Annotated in this window: 15 protein-coding genes and 1 CRISPR repeat array; of the genes, 13 read left to right on the top strand and 2 right to left on the bottom strand. The window is 52.3% G+C overall.

Annotation, left to right across the window (positions count from 1 at the left end):
• The first annotated feature begins 12 nt into the window (after nucleotides 1–12).
• The 5 genes from cas7e (at nucleotide 13) to cas2e (ending at nucleotide 4,346) form a co-directional block, all read left to right on the top strand.
• Complete coding sequence (gene cas7e, locus V2P20_RS20170) at nucleotides 13–1,200, top strand: type I-E CRISPR-associated protein Cas7/Cse4/CasC (protein ID WP_331821561.1); 1,188 nt, start codon at nucleotides 13–15, stop codon at nucleotides 1,198–1,200.
• Nucleotides 1,201–1,214: 14 nt separating this feature from the next.
• Nucleotides 1,215–2,018 carry a type I-E CRISPR-associated protein Cas5/CasD gene (gene cas5e, locus V2P20_RS20165; protein WP_331821559.1) on the top strand — a complete coding sequence of 268 codons (804 nt, stop codon included), beginning with the start codon at nucleotides 1,215–1,217 and terminating at the stop codon, nucleotides 2,016–2,018.
• Nucleotides 2,018–2,884, top strand: a complete 867-nt coding sequence (cas6e, locus tag V2P20_RS20160) for a type I-E CRISPR-associated protein Cas6/Cse3/CasE (protein ID WP_331821557.1) — start codon at nucleotides 2,018–2,020, stop codon at nucleotides 2,882–2,884. The genes cas5e and cas6e overlap by 1 nt, the downstream gene beginning before the upstream one ends.
• Nucleotides 2,885–3,148: 264 nt before the next feature.
• Entirely contained in the window at nucleotides 3,149–4,060 is a 912-nt protein-coding gene (cas1e, locus tag V2P20_RS20155; protein WP_331821556.1) for a type I-E CRISPR-associated endonuclease Cas1e, read from the top strand.
• Entirely contained in the window at nucleotides 4,041–4,346 is a 306-nt protein-coding gene (cas2e, locus tag V2P20_RS20150) for a type I-E CRISPR-associated endoribonuclease Cas2e (protein ID WP_331821554.1), read from the top strand. The genes cas1e and cas2e overlap by 20 nt, the downstream gene beginning before the upstream one ends.
• Nucleotides 4,347–4,431: 85 nt before the next feature.
• Nucleotides 4,432–6,535: a CRISPR direct-repeat array (repeat unit 29 nt; unit sequence CTGTTCCCCGCGAGCGCGGGGATGAACCG).
• Nucleotides 6,536–6,678: 143 nt separating this feature from the next.
• Here the strand turns inward: cas2e and V2P20_RS20145 are convergent.
• Nucleotides 6,679–7,011 carry a type II toxin-antitoxin system PemK/MazF family toxin gene (locus V2P20_RS20145; RefSeq protein ID WP_331821552.1) on the bottom strand — a complete coding sequence of 111 codons (333 nt, stop codon included), beginning with the start codon at nucleotides 7,009–7,011 and terminating at the stop codon, nucleotides 6,679–6,681.
• Complete coding sequence (locus V2P20_RS20140; RefSeq protein WP_331821550.1) at nucleotides 7,011–7,268, bottom strand: AbrB/MazE/SpoVT family DNA-binding domain-containing protein; 258 nt, start codon at nucleotides 7,266–7,268, stop codon at nucleotides 7,011–7,013. Before V2P20_RS20140 ends, V2P20_RS20145 begins: the two co-directional genes overlap by 1 nt.
• A gap of 764 nt (nucleotides 7,269–8,032) precedes the next feature.
• On the opposite strand from V2P20_RS20140, the gene V2P20_RS20135 reads away from it, so the two are divergent.
• From V2P20_RS20135 to fae, 8 genes are all read left to right on the top strand, one after another.
• Nucleotides 8,033–8,971: a nucleotidyltransferase domain-containing protein gene (locus V2P20_RS20135; protein ID WP_331821548.1), complete on the top strand. Its 939-nt coding sequence runs from the start codon at nucleotides 8,033–8,035 to the stop codon at nucleotides 8,969–8,971.
• The gene (locus tag V2P20_RS20130; RefSeq protein ID WP_331821547.1) at nucleotides 8,964–9,665 is read left to right on the top strand and encodes an HAD family phosphatase; all 702 of its coding nucleotides are present in this window, start codon (nucleotides 8,964–8,966) and stop codon (nucleotides 9,663–9,665) included. The genes V2P20_RS20135 and V2P20_RS20130 overlap by 8 nt, the downstream gene beginning before the upstream one ends.
• A 106-nt stretch (nucleotides 9,666–9,771) precedes the next feature.
• Entirely contained in the window at nucleotides 9,772–10,707 is a 936-nt protein-coding gene (locus V2P20_RS20125) for a beta-ribofuranosylaminobenzene 5'-phosphate synthase family protein (RefSeq protein WP_331821601.1), read from the top strand.
• A gap of 17 nt (nucleotides 10,708–10,724) precedes the next feature.
• Nucleotides 10,725–11,825, top strand: coding sequence for an ATP-grasp domain-containing protein (locus V2P20_RS20120; protein WP_331821545.1), 1,101 nt, complete (start codon nucleotides 10,725–10,727; stop codon nucleotides 11,823–11,825).
• Nucleotides 11,826–11,838: 13 nt separating this feature from the next.
• Nucleotides 11,839–12,822, top strand: coding sequence for a methenyltetrahydromethanopterin cyclohydrolase (gene mch / locus V2P20_RS20115; RefSeq protein ID WP_331821543.1), 984 nt, complete (start codon nucleotides 11,839–11,841; stop codon nucleotides 12,820–12,822).
• Nucleotides 12,823–12,911: 89 nt separating this feature from the next.
• Complete coding sequence (locus V2P20_RS20110; protein WP_331821541.1) at nucleotides 12,912–13,832, top strand: RimK family alpha-L-glutamate ligase; 921 nt, start codon at nucleotides 12,912–12,914, stop codon at nucleotides 13,830–13,832.
• Nucleotides 13,829–14,683, top strand: a complete 855-nt coding sequence (locus V2P20_RS20105; protein WP_331821539.1) for a triphosphoribosyl-dephospho-CoA synthase — start codon at nucleotides 13,829–13,831, stop codon at nucleotides 14,681–14,683. The genes V2P20_RS20110 and V2P20_RS20105 overlap by 4 nt, the downstream gene beginning before the upstream one ends.
• A 119-nt stretch (nucleotides 14,684–14,802) precedes the next feature.
• Nucleotides 14,803–15,312 carry a formaldehyde-activating enzyme gene (gene fae / locus V2P20_RS20100; RefSeq protein ID WP_027157908.1) on the top strand — a complete coding sequence of 170 codons (510 nt, stop codon included), beginning with the start codon at nucleotides 14,803–14,805 and terminating at the stop codon, nucleotides 15,310–15,312.
• The last annotated feature ends 20 nt before the right edge of the window (nucleotides 15,313–15,332 follow it).

The raw sequence follows: 15,332 nt of genomic DNA, 5'->3' as shown, positions 1-15,332 counted from the left end.
GGAGAGATTTACATGAGCCGTTTTATCCAATTGCACATGCTGACCGCTTATCCGCCGGCTAATCTGAACCGCGACGACCAAGGTAGTCCCAAGACAGCAAAAATGGGCGGTTATGACCGCTTGCGGGTTTCATCGCAGTGTTTAAAGAGAGCTTGGCGTACATCTGATATGTTTAGTGATGTCTTAATAGGTACGAAAGGGCAACGGACTAAGCTTTTTGGTTTAGAGGTTTATAAGACAATTATTCGTAAAGGGGAAGTGCATGAAAACGCTGTGGAATGGGCAACAGCGATTGCAAGTATTTTTGGGAAGAATAGGAAAGTTTTGCCTGATAGCGAGTTAAGAAAAATATTAACTGACGAAAAGAAGCGACAAGAATTTGAAAGTAAGCTTAGAAAAAGATGGGCCTCAAGAAGTTGTGAAGGTTTTGACTTTAATAGTCTCAGTGTTGAAGATCTGAATAAAATGGAAGGTGTCGAAATTGAACAATTGGCTTTTATTACTCAGGAAGAACAAGAGGCTATTAGGAAACTGCTGCAATTGCTTGTTGAGTGCGGTAGAGCGCCGACACAAATTGAGCTGGATGTTTTGCGCGACAAAACCCAATCGGTTGATGTTGCTCTCTGGGGACGTATGTTGGCCGATTCACCTCATAAAAATATCGAAGCCGCCTGCCAGGTCGCTCATGCGATCAGTGTTCATCCAGTGATTATCGAAGATGACTATTTTACCGCCATTGACGATCTGAATAGCGGTCTGGAAGACATGGGTGCAGCTCATATTGGCGAAACTCGTTTTGCCGCAGGTTTGTTCTATACCTATGTCTGCATTAACCGCGAACTATTAATTAAAAATTTGGATGGTGATTTGCAATTGGCTGCGCGAGCTATCCGAGCTTTGACAGAGGCGGCAGTAAAAGTCGCGCCGGAAGGCAAACAAAACAGCTTCGCTTCCCGAGCCTATGCCTCTTATGTGTTGGCGGAGAAAGGTGATCAGCAACCGCGTTCGTTGTCGGTTGCTTATCTGAAACCGATCAACCACCGCGACAACGAAGACTTCATCAGCGATGCAATCAAGGCGCTGATCCAGCAAAAAGACAGCTTCGACGAGGTTTACGATACCTGCGCGGACAGACGTTTTGAGCTGAACGTTCTAAAGCGACAAGGTACAATGGCCGGTTTGCTCGATTTCGTCAGTTAATCACGGAGCCTGTCATGGATATTCTGCTATTCCGTTTATATGGGCCGATGGCAAGTTGGGGAGAAATCGCCGTCGGCGAAAGTCGGCATACCGCCAATTATCCGAGCAAATCGGCGATACTCGGACTTATCGGTGCTGCCTTGGGCATAGAGCGCCACGATGAAGTTATGCAATCCCGCCTACAACAAGGTTATGTGCAGGCAGTGGAAGTTTTGAGTACCGGCCAGTTGCTGCGTGATTATCATACTGCACAAGCGCCAATGGGAGATCAGTTAAGATACTTATATACACGCAGGGATGAATTGAACGCATATAAAGATCAAGATAAATCCCCTTCAAAAAGCAATAGGCCAAACGCTATTCTATCCAGCCGCGAATACCGCGGCGATGCCCTGGCCCTGGTTGCGGTGCGCGCGCTGCCCGATGCGCCGTTCAGCCTGAGCCAGATCAGGGAAAAATTGCTCAAGCCGGTATTCCATCTCTATCTGGGCCGTAAATCCTGTCCACTGGCCGCGCCGCTGCATCCGCAACTGTTGATCGATCAGGCCAACTTCCTGGCCGCGTTCAAGGCTTACCGCCATCAATCGTTGCTGCCGACGAGCCAGCGAAGTGGCGGACAACCGTCGGAACGCGATTGCTATTGGCTGGGAATTAGCGGCGAACGGCATTATTTCTGGGAAGGTGCACCCGAAGATTTCTCCGACAGCCCGGATTTGACGCGCCGGCAAACCCGAATTCGGCATGACCAGCCTTTGTCGCGCAAGCGCTGGCAGTTTGTGCCGCGTCAGGAACATTATTTTTATCAGGCAGGTGAGTGATGTATTTTTCCCGAGTACGGATACGCGCCGGCAGCAAATCGCTGTCGACCCTGGCCGACATTCTCAAAAACGACAGTTACGGCGCTCACCGGTTGCTATGGACCTTGTTTCCGGGGCAAGAGAAACGGCAGTTCCTGTTCCGGGAGGAAATCGCCCGCGAACAGCTCGGTCCGGCGCCGACGGCGCGAGGCGAGCCGGTGTATTATCTGGTTTCGCAATCCGAACCTGTCGCCGAGACCGACTCGTTATTCAGCGTCGAAAGCAAACCTTATCGGCCGAGAATACTGAATGGCGACCGTTTCGGCTTCGATTGCCGCGTCAATCCGGTGGTCTGCCGGCAAGGCAAAAAGCATGATGTGGTCATGGATGCCCAGTTACAGTTTTTGGCGGAGCAGATCAAAATCAGTCAGCTGGAACCGGCGCTGCCCGCTAAACCGAACAAAAGCGCTTACAAAAAAATGCTGTTTACTGGCGACTGTGAGGCATTGAACAGCCGGCTGACGGAAATGTTGGCGAATGATCCGCGTTATGCCGAGCGTTTGCAGCAAGTTTCGAACTTGTCCGGCAAACTGGAATGGGCCATCAAAGCCCATATTGATACCGTGCTGGAAAACTGGCTGAAAGCCCAGGGCGAGCGATTGGGATTCGAGCTGGTGACAGGCGGCGATGGGCTGCGCAAACTGCAAAACAGCGCTTATGCCTGGCACAGTTTGAACAGCAAAGGCAAAAAGGCCGGTTTCAGTTCCGTTGATTTTACCGGTCAATTGCGAGTCACCGATACAGAAAAGTTCGAGCAGGCACTGTTTCACGGCATAGGCCGATCAAAGGCCTTCGGCTGCGGTTTGCTCATGATCCGGCGGGTATGATTGAATGGTAAGTTCCCGGGCAAATCTTATGGGTCAGGACTTACGCAGTCTGCCTGTTCAACCATCGAACAAGTGTTTTTAAAACTTGTAGGGGCGACTTCAGTCGCCTTTTAATCCATGGGCGACTGCCAACAGTAGGCGCTTTAGGCGAAGTCGCCCCTACAGGCTTGTGTAAGTCCTGTGGGCGTTATCGCTCATGTGCTAATTATTGGCAAATAATACTGATGCGGTAACACGCCACAACAATTGAAACGGGTATTTATCATGCTCCCACCCCTCAAACCCATCGCCATGAAAGAACGCGTTTCCATGGTCTTCATCGAAAAAGGCCAGATCGACGTCAAGGACGGCGCGTTCGTCGTGATCGACGAGACCGGCATCCGCACGCATATTCCGGTCGGCAGCATCGCCTGCATCATGCTGGAGCCCGGCACGCGGGTTTCCCATCATGCCGCCGCTCTGGCCGCCAGGGCAGGGACGCTGCTGGTGTGGGTGGGTGAGGCCGGCGTGCGGCTGTATGCGGCGGGACAGCCGGGCGGGGCGCGTTCCGACCGCCTGCTTTACCAGGCCAAACTGGCGCTGGACGATGCGGCGCGCCTGAAAGTCGTGCGCAAAATGTACGAGATCCGTTTCGGCGAAAAGCCGCCGGAACGGCGCAGCGTCGAACAATTGCGCGGCATAGAGGGCGCCCGCGTCAAAAAGATTTATCAAATGCTGGCCAAACAGGCCGGCGTGGAATGGAAAGGGCGTAATTACGACCCGTCCCAGTGGGACATGAGCGACATGCCCAATCGCTGCGTCAGTTCGGCGACGGCCTGCCTGTACGGCATCTGCGAAGCGGCGGTGCTGGCCGCCGGTTATGCGCCCGCCATCGGCTTCATCCATACCGGCAAGCCGTTGTCGTTCGTTTACGATATAGCCGATTTGTTCAAGTTCGACGATATCATTCCGCATGCCTTCAAAATCGCCGCCAAGAATTATCGCGACCCCGAGCGCGAGGTTCGTTTGATGTGCCGCGATATTTTTCGGCAAACCAAAATCCTCCGGAAAATTATTCCCACCATAGAAGAGGTGCTGGCGGCCGGCGAGCTGGAACTGCCGAAACCGGCCGAGGAATCGATTGCGCCTGCCATTCCCAATCCTGAGAGTATCGGCGATGTTGGTCATCGTAGTTGAAAACGTGCCGCCTCGACTGCGGGGCCGATTGGCCGTGTGGCTGATTGAAATTCGCGCCGGCGTTTATGTCGGCGATTTATCGGTTAAAGTCAGGGAGATGATCTGGTCGCAGATTGAGGAAGGCATCGAAGAAGGCAATGCCGTCATGGTCTGGAGCACCAATACCGAATCCGGCTTCGACTTCATGACCCTGGGCAAAAACCGCCGCCTGCCGGTCGAGTTCGACGGCCTCAAACTGGTCTCTTTTTATCCTGTTGAAGGTCAAGAGGATGAAAATGCTCTTTAACAATTTAACGATAAAATATCATCTTTTCATTGGTGGAAAATTGGAAGGGATTATTTCTCTTTATTAACAATATGTTAAGATAAGTCTGTTCCCCGCGAGCGCGGGGATGAACCGCGGAATTGCAGCAGCATTTGGCTAAAGAGTCACTGTTCCCCGCGAGCGCGGGGATGAACCGCATTCTCAATACCGGCCAAAAGAACCGTAGAACTGTTCCCCGCGAGCGCGGGGATGAACCGCCATACAATCATAAAACCCGTATCAAAATCGTCTGTTCCCCGCGAGCGCGGGGATGAACCGCTAAATCACTAACCGGCTCTGCCTCATCAACGCTGTTCCCCGCGAGCGCGGGGATGAACCGCAATGAGCGTTTGTCATTGATACGGATCATCTCTGTTCCCCGCGAGCGCGGGGATGAACCGTCAGTTGGCTATGGAAGGCGTTAAAAGACCAACTGTTCCCCGCGAGCGCGGGGATGAACCGTAAAAACATCATAAATGGCCGTATTAAGAAAACTGTTCCCCGCGAGCGCGGGGATGAACCGGAGCTTTCTTACTATCCACAGGAGCGGATAAACTGTTCCCCGCGAGCGCGGGGATGAACCGAAACGAGACAGCTTTTCCCTGCCCTCTTCTACCTGTTCCCCGCGAGCGCGGGGATGAACCGAATCCGGCACAGGTTTTTTAAACCGTTTGAAACTGTTCCCCGCGAGCGCGGGGATGAACCGAAGTCATTGTTATTTTTTCCTGAATCCTCGGCCTGTTCCCCGCGAGCGCGGGGATGAACCGTCATCAGCCACAGAACCCGATGTTTTATAAGACTGTTCCCCGCGAGCGCGGGGATGAACCGTCTGTCTCCATTAAACATATATCTAACATTAATCTGTTCCCCGCGAGCGCGGGGATGAACCGGAAAAGATTGTGCGATTAGATTAGACATTGAACTGTTCCCCGCGAGCGCGGGGATGAACCGAAAGAATATGGCTCTCATTAACGATGTAAGAACTGTTCCCCGCGAGCGCGGGGATGAACCGCAACTGACAGAAATCCGCGAAAAGATCATTAACTGTTCCCCGCGAGCGCGGGGATGAACCGCTAAGGCATGTTGGCTATTTCGCAGACTATGCCTGTTCCCCGCGAGCGCGGGGATGAACCGTCCTCGCCATGGCTTTCCGTCAAAGGTTCGAACTGTTCCCCGCGAGCGCGGGGATGAACCGGTATGGCCACAAGCTAACGGTGACGCTGTAGGCTGTTCCCCGCGAGCGCGGGGATGAACCGCGCTGATCATTGACACGAAATAACGTAGGTTACTGTTCCCCGCGAGCGCGGGGATGAACCGTTGCTCATATAAATTACATTTCATAACCATACCTGTTCCCCGCGAGCGCGGGGATGAACCGTAAACCGTTTATCATTGATAATCTATCTGCATCTGTTCCCCGCGAGCGCGGGGATGAACCGCAGTCGGGATTCATGACGACATAGAAGAAACCCTGTTCCCCGCGAGCGCGGGGATGAACCGTCCTCGCCATGGCTTTCCGTCAAAGGTTCGAACTGTTCCCCGCGAGCGCGGGGATGAACCGAACGATTTGATAATGTTATTGGCAATTACATACTGTTCCCCGCGAGCGCGGGGATGAACCGGCCAAGAGATCTGCATACAAAAGCGATATCATCTGTTCCCCGCGAGCGCGGGGATGAACCGTACCAAGCACTTGCACTTCCATATCGCCTTTACTGTTCCCCGCGAGCGCGGGGATGAACCGTACACCGTGCGCGATGTGTTTGCAATTTCGCGCTGTTCCCCGCGAGCGCGGGGATGAACCAAAAAATTGTTTCATCACGGCATTATTGGCGGCCTGTTCCCCGCGAGCGCGGGGATGAACCGCCGCAGATTCAAATAATCGTTGAGGAATGAATCTGTTCCCCGCGAGCGCGGGGATGAACCGTATGGCAAGAACGAAACAAGCCCAATGAATCCCTGTTCCCCGCGAGCGCGGGGATGAACCGGTATTCAATCTTAATTTCATCGCGTTTCTCGCCTGTTCCCCGCGAGCGCGGGGATGAACCGCGTCATCATTGAACTGATCGGCGAGCTTAATGCTGTTCCCCGCGAGCGCGGGGATGAACCGTCAGCATGACGACGCAGACGCACATCAAAAACCTGTTCCCCATGAGCGTGGCGATGTACCGATATGGTCATGACAGGTGCAAACTGCAGTATTGCAGTGATCAAAAGAGCCCACATTGAGTATTCAGTCCGGCATCGAGCTGTCTGATTCCTTCATTCTACATCTCCGGTCTGAATGCCGAGGTTTTCTGTGAAAACTGATATGTTATTCCAAAATCGCCGTCAATTTCGCCAGCACTTCATCCATAATCGATACCGGAACCGTTTCCAGTTTACGCGCATGTCGAGCACCAAGATCAAGTGCGCGAGGTTGGTCGCAACGGATAACTCCGGTTGTCTGGGTTCCTGCACCCATCAACGACACGGCAAAACCGGCGGTGCGAGCAATGTTGCTGCCGCTGGTGATCGGCAGTACAACCGGCGTTTTCGTTAAATGGTTGAATGCCGCCGGCGACACGATTAAAACCGGCCGCGTCCCTTGCTGTTCGTGGCCGGATGTCGGATCGAGCGAAACCAGATAAATATCGCCGCGTTCCATTATAGTAACTCGTTGCCGACTGGTTTAGCATCGAGCCATGCTTGATCCTCGGCGTTAATTTCCGCCGCAGCGTCGCACTGCGCTAGCAGTTCATCCAGACTGTAGCGGGGCCGTGCTTGCGGCTCGACTATTAACCGGCCGCCTTCGACATCCACGCCGACTGTAGAGCCAGGATGCAGATGCAAAAGCTCGAGAATCGCTGGCGGCACGGCCAGCATGACCGATCCGCCGACTTTGCGCAGGTGGGTAGTATACATGATAGGACTCCTGTTTAAGTTATATGAAAATATAACATATAGCACCTGGGAATTAAATTATAAAAACCGCAAAGGCACAAAGTCTAAGCGGGTTCCAGGCACGTAATTGTTTAACGCTGAGATATTAGCTGTCGACCGCGAGGCGAGCCGGCCGGAATCAGGGTGTTCTTGCCACAGCACAGATTTCGCCTGGACTAGTCCGTACACGAGCGTGGGGATGACCAATGAGGTGAATAAACTGGCCATTATCCCGTGCCTGCTTCTTGCATCAGTAAAGATAAACCGCCGGTTTAATTGTTCTTTAATCACACTTGATTAAAATGCTCAGCTAGTCCATGAGATTGAATCGGTGCATTTTGATGGCTTGATTTCCCGTGGACATCGTTCCCCATCACTTGGGGATGAACCGTAGAAACACCTGAAACGCCAGGTGAGCGGAATCTGTTCCCCACGCCCGTGGGGATAAATCGAATAAAAAGGCCTGGCTGCAGACTTGGAAATGCATTTTCCTCACTTGTAGCAATAAGCCGTTCTCTGAAGCTTAGCCTGGATAGTCATGAAATCCCGGAATTCATGAAGGAGTGTGTTCAAGCAATTGAATTTACAGCCTTTCATATATTCGGTGTATTTCGTGGCGAAATATTCAGGCTAAGATATTCGAACTTTTCAAGAGTTGCTGAATCATTACATTACCTCCTGTACAATACTTAAAATTTTATTAAGCATAAAGCGACAATGTGTGTAAGTTCGCAGAATTGTAACCGATGATTTATCCCAAAGATTTTATTGAAACGGCCGAAGGGCTGATTTTTGCCGTAGTGGCGCAAGAACTGGAGCAGGGTAAAGTGCTGTGCTTTTTGCGTTACGTAAAGGAAGACACGGGCTGGAAAAAATATGATACTGCCGAAGCGAATGACTTGTTGAAGCAGCGGCATCCCGATTATCTGCACTATTCCAGTGTTCTGGATGCGCATTTGCATGCGGTGGCGGTAACGCGCATAACCAGGCACCATCAGCCCCGGCGGAGATTGCAGCATGTCATGCTGGCAAAAGAATTGGATGCAGTTGAGCAGGATTTGCTTCAGTTGTGCCATTTGTTTCAGCAACAGGGTCTGGATTTAATAAAGGTCGGCGTGACCGGTTCGCTGCTGATCGGCGCGCAAAATCAAAATTCCGATATTGACCTGGTCTTTTACGGAAGGGATGTTTTTCATGAAGCCAGGGCAATTACCTGCGAGCTGATCCGTCAAGGGCATTTGCAGGAACTCGATGACAGCGATTGGGATCAGTCCTACCAGCGCCGCTCATGCGCGCTGAGTTATGGCGAATATGTCTGGCATGAGCGGCGAAAATACAATAAAGCCATTATTAATGGGCGGAAATTTGATTTGAATTTTATCGACAATGAAACGAGGCTGGAATCCATCAATTATCAGAAATGCGGAACGGCCACGCTGCAATGCAAGGTAACCGATGCGACGCGCGCTTTTGATTATCCGGCCGAGTTCAAGGTTGACCATGAGCATGTCGATACCATCGTCAGTTTTACCGCTACATACACAGGCCAGGCTTTAGGCGGGGAAACGGTGGAAGTGTCCGGTTTGCTGGAGCAGGTCGAGCAGGGCTCAAAACGAATAGTCGTCGGTTCCAGCCGCGAGGCGCATGGCGAATATATTAAGGTCATTCAGAACCATAATGCATAGGTTACCCGATTTCAGCGCGATCATTTTCGATATGGACGGCCTGGTGCTGGATACCGAGACTACGTATGTGGCTGCGTGGCAGCAGGCGGCTCGCGTCATGGGGTACGAGTTTCCGGAAGCGTTTTGCCTGTCCATGTCGGGACTGCATTCCAATGTTGTCGAGCAAAGGTTGCTGGATTTTTGCGGGGCCGGTTTCAATCTGGACACATTTTTTCGCTTAAGCGCCGATTTTTGGCGCCGACATATCAATGCTCATGGCATCAATACCAAAAAAGGTTTTGATCAGCTGATCGCCTTGATTGCCGAACTTGAAATACCTTACTGTCTGGCTACCAACAGCCCGAAGGTCAATGCTTACCAATGCCTTGAATCTGCCGGCATCGAGGATGTCTTTTCGACGGTTGTCACGCGCGACCACGTTCGGCAGGGCAAGCCTGAGCCCGAGATTTTCCTGAAAGCGGCGGAATTGCTGGATGTGGATATCCGCCGCTGCCTGGTTGTCGAGGATTCTCATGCCGGCATCGAGGCCGCGTCCAGGGCCGGCGCGTTTTCGGTGTTGATTCCGTCGGTCTTGCCTGTCGACCCGCTCACGGCCGGGTTGTGTGATGTCATGATGGAGGACCTGGCGCAATTGGCCGATCTGATCGGCGCCGGAAAATGGGCCTTGGAGACGGCTTCGGTCGATCCGAATTAAAACCGCTTTTGAATTCACATGGGGATGGGTTGATCATGTATAATTTTCGTCACTTATCAGCCACAAGCGATTTTAACTTTTGAAAGTACAACATTCTAAAGTATCAGTGATTGCCCCTGCGAGACTGCATATGGGGTTTATCGATTTAAGCGGATCATTGGGCCGCCATTTCGGCAGCATCGGCATTGCGCTTAATGAAATCAGCACGCGCTTGTCAATGACTTCCGCCGAGCAATTCACCGTTACGGGCCCGGCCGCACAGCGCGCCGCCAAATGCGCGGCCATGCTGTGCCGTATGCTGCAGGTATCCAACAGGCTCAATATCACGATTGAAGCGGCTATCCCCGAACATGTCGGGCTGGGCTCGGGCACGCAGATGTCTTTGGCGATAGGCGCCGCGCTGAATGAATTTTACGGCTTGGGGCTGACTGTCAGGGAAATTGCGCAACTGACCGACAGAGGCATGCGTTCCGGCATCGGCATCGGCGTCTTCGAGCAGGGCGGGCTGGTCGTCGACGGCGGCAGAGGGGAAAAAACGATCACGCCGCCGGTTCTGGCGCATATGGATGTGCCGGAAGACTGGCGATTTATTCTGGTTTTCGATCAGCGCGGGCAGGGACTGCACGGCCAGCAGGAAATCCAGGCTTTTGAGTCGTTGCCTTCGTTTCCTGTGCAGGAAGCCGCGCGTTTGTGTTACCTGCTGCTGATGCAGGGTTTGCCGGCCGTGGCCGAGAAGGACATAGTCAAGTTCGGCGATGTCATCACGCAATTGCAAAAATCGGTCGGCGAGTATTTTGCCCCGGCTCAGGGCGGCATCTTCACCAGCCCGGAAGTGGCTGAAGCGATGGAATGGCTTGACCGGCAAGGCGCTGTCGCTATCGGCCAGACCTCCTGGGGGCCTACCGGATTTTGCGCCGTGGATGGCGGGCACTTTGCAGAGTCTCTGGTCAGGCATGCCAGACAGGAATTTGCGCATTTTGAAAATTTGAGCTTCATTGTCGCCAGCGCCCGCAATAGCGGCGGCGATATTTTCGTCATGTAGACGCCGTCCTCGCTCCGGTGACGGTCGATCCTGTTATCCCCGAATATATCCTCATTATCGCCAGTTCGGCGCGCATGTTGACGAAGGCCGCCAGAGCGGCGGGTCTGAAGCCCCTGGTCATTGACCGTTTTGCCGATCAGGATACGCAGGCCTGCGCCGAAGCTTATCGGCGGGTCGATTCATTGTCCAGAGCCGATATAACGGCCGCTGTGGAGTATTTTATCGAGCGCTATGGTGTCGCTCATGCCGTTTATGGCAGTGGCTTTGAATATTGCCCGGACAGTCTGGGCTATCTGGAGGATCGGTTGGAAATTCTCGGTAATGGAGCCGATGCCTTTACAAAAATTCAGCATAAACAAACGTTTTTTTCATGCCTGAATGAGCTGAATGTTTCCTGTCCGGATGTTTCCTTTACCGCCCCGGCATCGGAAAAAGGTTGGCTGATAAAGCCGCTGCAAGGGGCGGGCGGCATAGGCATTCACCGCTGGCATGCTGAAGGTGGGCTTTCAGCGGCGGTTTACTGGCAGCGCTATATTGAAGGCGAGTCAAGCTCCGCGCTGTTTCTGGCGGACGGCTGCAATGTTCAGGTCATCGGTTTTAACAGGCAATGGTCTGTGGCCTTGGATGACGGACAGGCTTTCGTTTTCTCGGGGATCATCAGCGATAGCCGATTGCCGGATGAGCATAAAGTTCTCGTGGCGGACTGGCTGAAAAAGCTCGTGCCGGCTTTTGCACTGAAGGGTTTGAATTCTCTCGATTTCATACAGGCCGAGGGACAAATCTATGTGCTGGAAATCAATGCACGGCCGCCGGCCAGCATGCAATTGTACGGTCAGGACTTGCTGCTAAGGCATGTCAGGGCCAGCCAAGGCGAATTGATCGATTATCCCGCTGTACAAACCGGCTGTACGGGATATCAGATTGTTTACGCGTTGGCGGATTTGCGCATTCCCAAAGTATTCGAATGGCCGTCCTGGTGCATGGATCTGCCGGAATCAGGTGCATTAATTGGCGCAAAACAGCCGATTTGCAGTATTATTGCGCACGCAGAAAAATCGCAGCAAGTTTTGGAAGCGCTGTCGATTAGACATCAGATTATAGTTAATAAATTACATTAAGGTATCGACCGATATGGAATATACAGCAAGCGTTAATAAATTGACCCAGCCATTAGTCAAGCAACTGATTGATAACGCCGACAAATTAAGAGTGCATGTAGAAAAACTGGCAAATGGCTGTACTATCGTTGATGCCGGAATCAAAGTACCGGGCGGCATCGAAGCCGGCCGCCTGATTGCTGAAATCTGCCTCGGCGGCATGGGTACTGTCACCATCAGCCACAGCCCTTACACGGCTAACTGGCCGTTGACCGTCAACGTGCACACAGGCAATCCGGTGCTGGGCTGTCTGGGCAGCCAATACGCGGGCTGGAGCCTGTCGCATGAAAAATATTACGCGCTGGGTTCAGGTCCTGCCCGCGCCATGGCGACCAAAGTCAAAGACGGCAAGGAAGAATCTGTTGAAGAGCTTTACAAGGAGCTGGATTATCGCGATGAGGCCGATTCAACGGTGCTGGTCATCGAGAACGACGCGATTCCGCCCGTCGAACTGGTTGAAAAAGTCGCGGCCGCCTGCAAGGTCGATCCGTCCAAACTGACGATCATCGTGACGCCCACCAGCAGTCTGGCCGGCGGCGTTCAGGTCGTTGCGCGTGTGCTGGAAGTGGCTATGCACAAAGCCCACGCTTTGCACTTTCCATTGGAAAACATCGTTGACGGCAGCGGCAGCGCGCCGATTTGCCCTCCGCATCCGAACTTTGTCAAAGCCATGGGCCGTACGAACGATGCCATCCTGTTCGCGGGTCAGGTGCATATTTTCGTTAAAGGCAGCGACGAGGCCGCCGAAAAACTGGCGCAGGAACTGCCCAGCTCGACATCCAAGGATTACGGCAAACCTTTCGCCGATATCTTCAAGCAGTATGAATACGATTTCTTTAAAATCGACGCCATGCTGTTCAGTCCGGCCAGCGTGATCGTGACGGCGGTCGAGTCCGGCAAAAGCTTCCGCGCCGGCAAGCTCGACAATGCCTTGCTGGATCAGTCATTCGGCGCCTAACGCCAGATCATCCTGCCGCGAAGCGTCAAGGCGCTTCGCGGCCTCTATCGGATTATTTAATCCGGCTTTCCTTTTTTGAGAGTATGTGTGTGGGTCGCATAGCAATTTTTACCGATGATCCGGGCTGGCACGGCAAGCAGTTGCGTCTTGCTTTCACCAGTCGGGGTTACAGTTGCGAATATGTTTCGTTAACCGAATGCAAGTTCGCCATCGAGCCCGGCCGGATTCCGGTTTTGATTCCCGGTTTCGAGCAGGCGCTGCCCGATGCGGTTTTTGTCCGCGGCGTACCGGGCGGCTCACTGGAAGAAGTCGTGATGTATCTGGACGTCCTGCATGCCTTGAAGGAAATGAATATCCCTGTCTACAATGACGGAAAGGCCGTTGAGCGCAGCGTCGACAAGGGCATGACCAGTTTCCTGCTGCACAATGCGGGGCTGCCTACGCCGATGACCTGGATACTGCGGGACAGGGAATTGGCTTTAAGTATTGCCGAAGACGAATTGAAAAAAGGCAATTTGCTGATCAGCAAGCCGCTGTTCGGCTCGCAAGGCGAAGGCATCCGGCGCATAGAAAAAACGACAGACCTGTTCTGGTTGACAAGCAGTCACGGCGTTTATTATTTGCAGCGTTTTGTGCATTGCGATGGTGTAGGCTATTCGGATCATCGCGTTTTTGTCATTAACGGCCGCGCGGTTGCAGCCATGCGCAGGCGCGGCAAGTCCTGGCTGAACAACGTCGCGCGCGGCGCTGAATGCGAAGTGATCGATCTGGACCCCAAAATGGCCGATCTGGCCGTCAAGGCGACCCATGCATTGTCCATGGATTATGCCGGCGTGGATATTATCCGCGACAGGGAAGGCAATTACACCGTGATCGAAATGAACAGCATTCCGGCCTGGAAAGGGCTGCAAAGCGTTTGCGATGTCAATATCGCCGAATTGCTGGCAGACGATTTGATAACCCGGCGCATCAATAAAAACAAGCCTGAAGTTATTGCGGCTGTTTCATGATTTCTGCAAAGCAACTCAGTGATCTGTACCGATTGGCCTGCGAGGTGGAACTGGAGGCCTTCAAGCCCGGCAATGTCAGTATTTATGCCGATGGTCATGACATGACCGTGGCAGACTTCATAGCCAGCGCCGAAGTCAGTGCCGGCCCTCTCTGCGATCCCGATTATTCGTTGGGCGAGAAAATCTATTATGCCGTCAAGGCGACGCGGACGGCGGTAGGCTGCAATACCAATCTGGGCATTCTTCTGCTTTGCGCGCCGCTGGTTCAGGCGGTCAATTATTGCGGCCCGGACGTGACGCTCAGGCAGGCTGTGCACCGTGTCGTTGCCAATACAACGGTGGAGGATGCCGATTGGGTGTTCAAAGCCATCGCGTTGGCATCGCCGGGCGGATTGGGCGAGTCCGAGGAGCAGGATGTCCATGAGAAACCCTCCGTGACTTTGGCGGAGGCCATGAAAATAGCCAGCGCCAAAGATCGCATCGCGCTGCAATACGTGACGGATTATAAAGATATTTTCGATTTTTCAGTTTTGAGGTATAATGTCGTTTTTGATCGGTGGGGAGACCGAAATTGGGCCGCGGTAGCAGTATATGCCGATTTGCTCAGTCAATTCCCTGACAGCCACATCGAAAGAAAATACGGCAACCGATACTCTGAAATGGTTGCGACCAGGATGGCTCTGATTAGTGAAAAATTATCCAAAACTGATGACCCGGAGCAGCTTAAACCGTTGCTTTATCGTATCGATCAGGAGTTCAAACTCAATGGGATTAACCCGGGTACAACGGCCGATTTGACTGTGGCGACAGTACTGACAATATTTTTGGAAGATTTGATTAAAAAGCATTAATTGCTTTGATCAATCTTCAGCAACGAATTTGTTTAAAAGCAAATAATCTGACATTTGATGTCCTTAGATTTAATCTAAAAAATCCTTATCATTTTTTTCTACACAGGGGAAAATCAAGCATGGCTAAAATTAATAACTTACGCGTTGGTGAATCATTAGTTGGCGAAGGCAACGAAGTTGCACACATCGACCTGATCATCGGCCCAAGAGGCTCAGCTGCAGAAACTGCGTTTGCTAACACTTTAACAAACAACAAAGACGGTTTCTCTAGCTTGCTGGCTGTTGTTGCTCCTAACCTGATGGTTAAACCTTCTACTGTTATGTTCAACAAAGTAACAATCAAAGGTTCTAAGCAAGCAGTTCAAATGTTTGGTCCAGCACAACGTGGTGTTGCTATGGCTGTTGCTGACAGTGTAGAAAACGGCACAATCCCAGCTAACGAAGCTGACGATCTGTTTATCTCTGTTGGCGTATTCATCCACTGGGCTGCTGAAGACGACGCTAAAATCCAACAGTACAACTACGAAGCTACTAAAGAAGCTATCGCTCGCGCTGTTGCTGGCCTGCCTACAGCTAAAGAAGTTGTTGAAGGCAAAGCTACTGCTGTTCATCCATTCGCTGCTAACTAAGATTTACTTAGTTACTGAGA

This window comes from Methylobacter sp. Wu1, from assembly GCF_036553575.1.
Classification (GTDB): domain Bacteria; phylum Pseudomonadota; class Gammaproteobacteria; order Methylococcales; family Methylomonadaceae; genus Methylobacter.
Note: the sequence above shows the minus strand (reverse complement) of the source record. Positions and strands in the feature narration are given on the sequence as shown.

What these genes read in the sequence shown, in the direction of transcription:
- cas7e (WP_331821561.1), top strand. Translation starts at nt 13, where the DNA reads ATGAGCCGTTTTATCCAATTGCACATGCTGACCGCTTATCCGCCGGCT.
- cas1e (WP_331821556.1), top strand. Translation starts at nt 3,149, where the DNA reads ATGCTCCCACCCCTCAAACCCATCGCCATGAAAGAACGCGTTTCCATG.
- cas5e (WP_331821559.1), top strand. Translation starts at nt 1,215, where the DNA reads ATGGATATTCTGCTATTCCGTTTATATGGGCCGATGGCAAGTTGGGGA.
- V2P20_RS20105 (WP_331821539.1), top strand. Translation starts at nt 13,829, where the DNA reads ATGATTTCTGCAAAGCAACTCAGTGATCTGTACCGATTGGCCTGCGAG.
- V2P20_RS20145 (WP_331821552.1), bottom strand. Translation starts at nt 7,011, where the DNA reads ATGGAACGCGGCGATATTTATCTGGTTTCGCTCGATCCGACATCCGGC.
- cas6e (WP_331821557.1), top strand. Translation starts at nt 2,018, where the DNA reads ATGTATTTTTCCCGAGTACGGATACGCGCCGGCAGCAAATCGCTGTCG.
- cas2e (WP_331821554.1), top strand. Translation starts at nt 4,041, where the DNA reads ATGTTGGTCATCGTAGTTGAAAACGTGCCGCCTCGACTGCGGGGCCGA.
- mch (WP_331821543.1), top strand. Translation starts at nt 11,839, where the DNA reads ATGGAATATACAGCAAGCGTTAATAAATTGACCCAGCCATTAGTCAAG.
- V2P20_RS20135 (WP_331821548.1), top strand. Translation starts at nt 8,033, where the DNA reads ATGATTTATCCCAAAGATTTTATTGAAACGGCCGAAGGGCTGATTTTT.
- V2P20_RS20140 (WP_331821550.1), bottom strand. Translation starts at nt 7,268, where the DNA reads ATGTATACTACCCACCTGCGCAAAGTCGGCGGATCGGTCATGCTGGCC.
- V2P20_RS20130 (WP_331821547.1), top strand. Translation starts at nt 8,964, where the DNA reads ATGCATAGGTTACCCGATTTCAGCGCGATCATTTTCGATATGGACGGC.
- fae (WP_027157908.1), top strand. Translation starts at nt 14,803, where the DNA reads ATGGCTAAAATTAATAACTTACGCGTTGGTGAATCATTAGTTGGCGAA.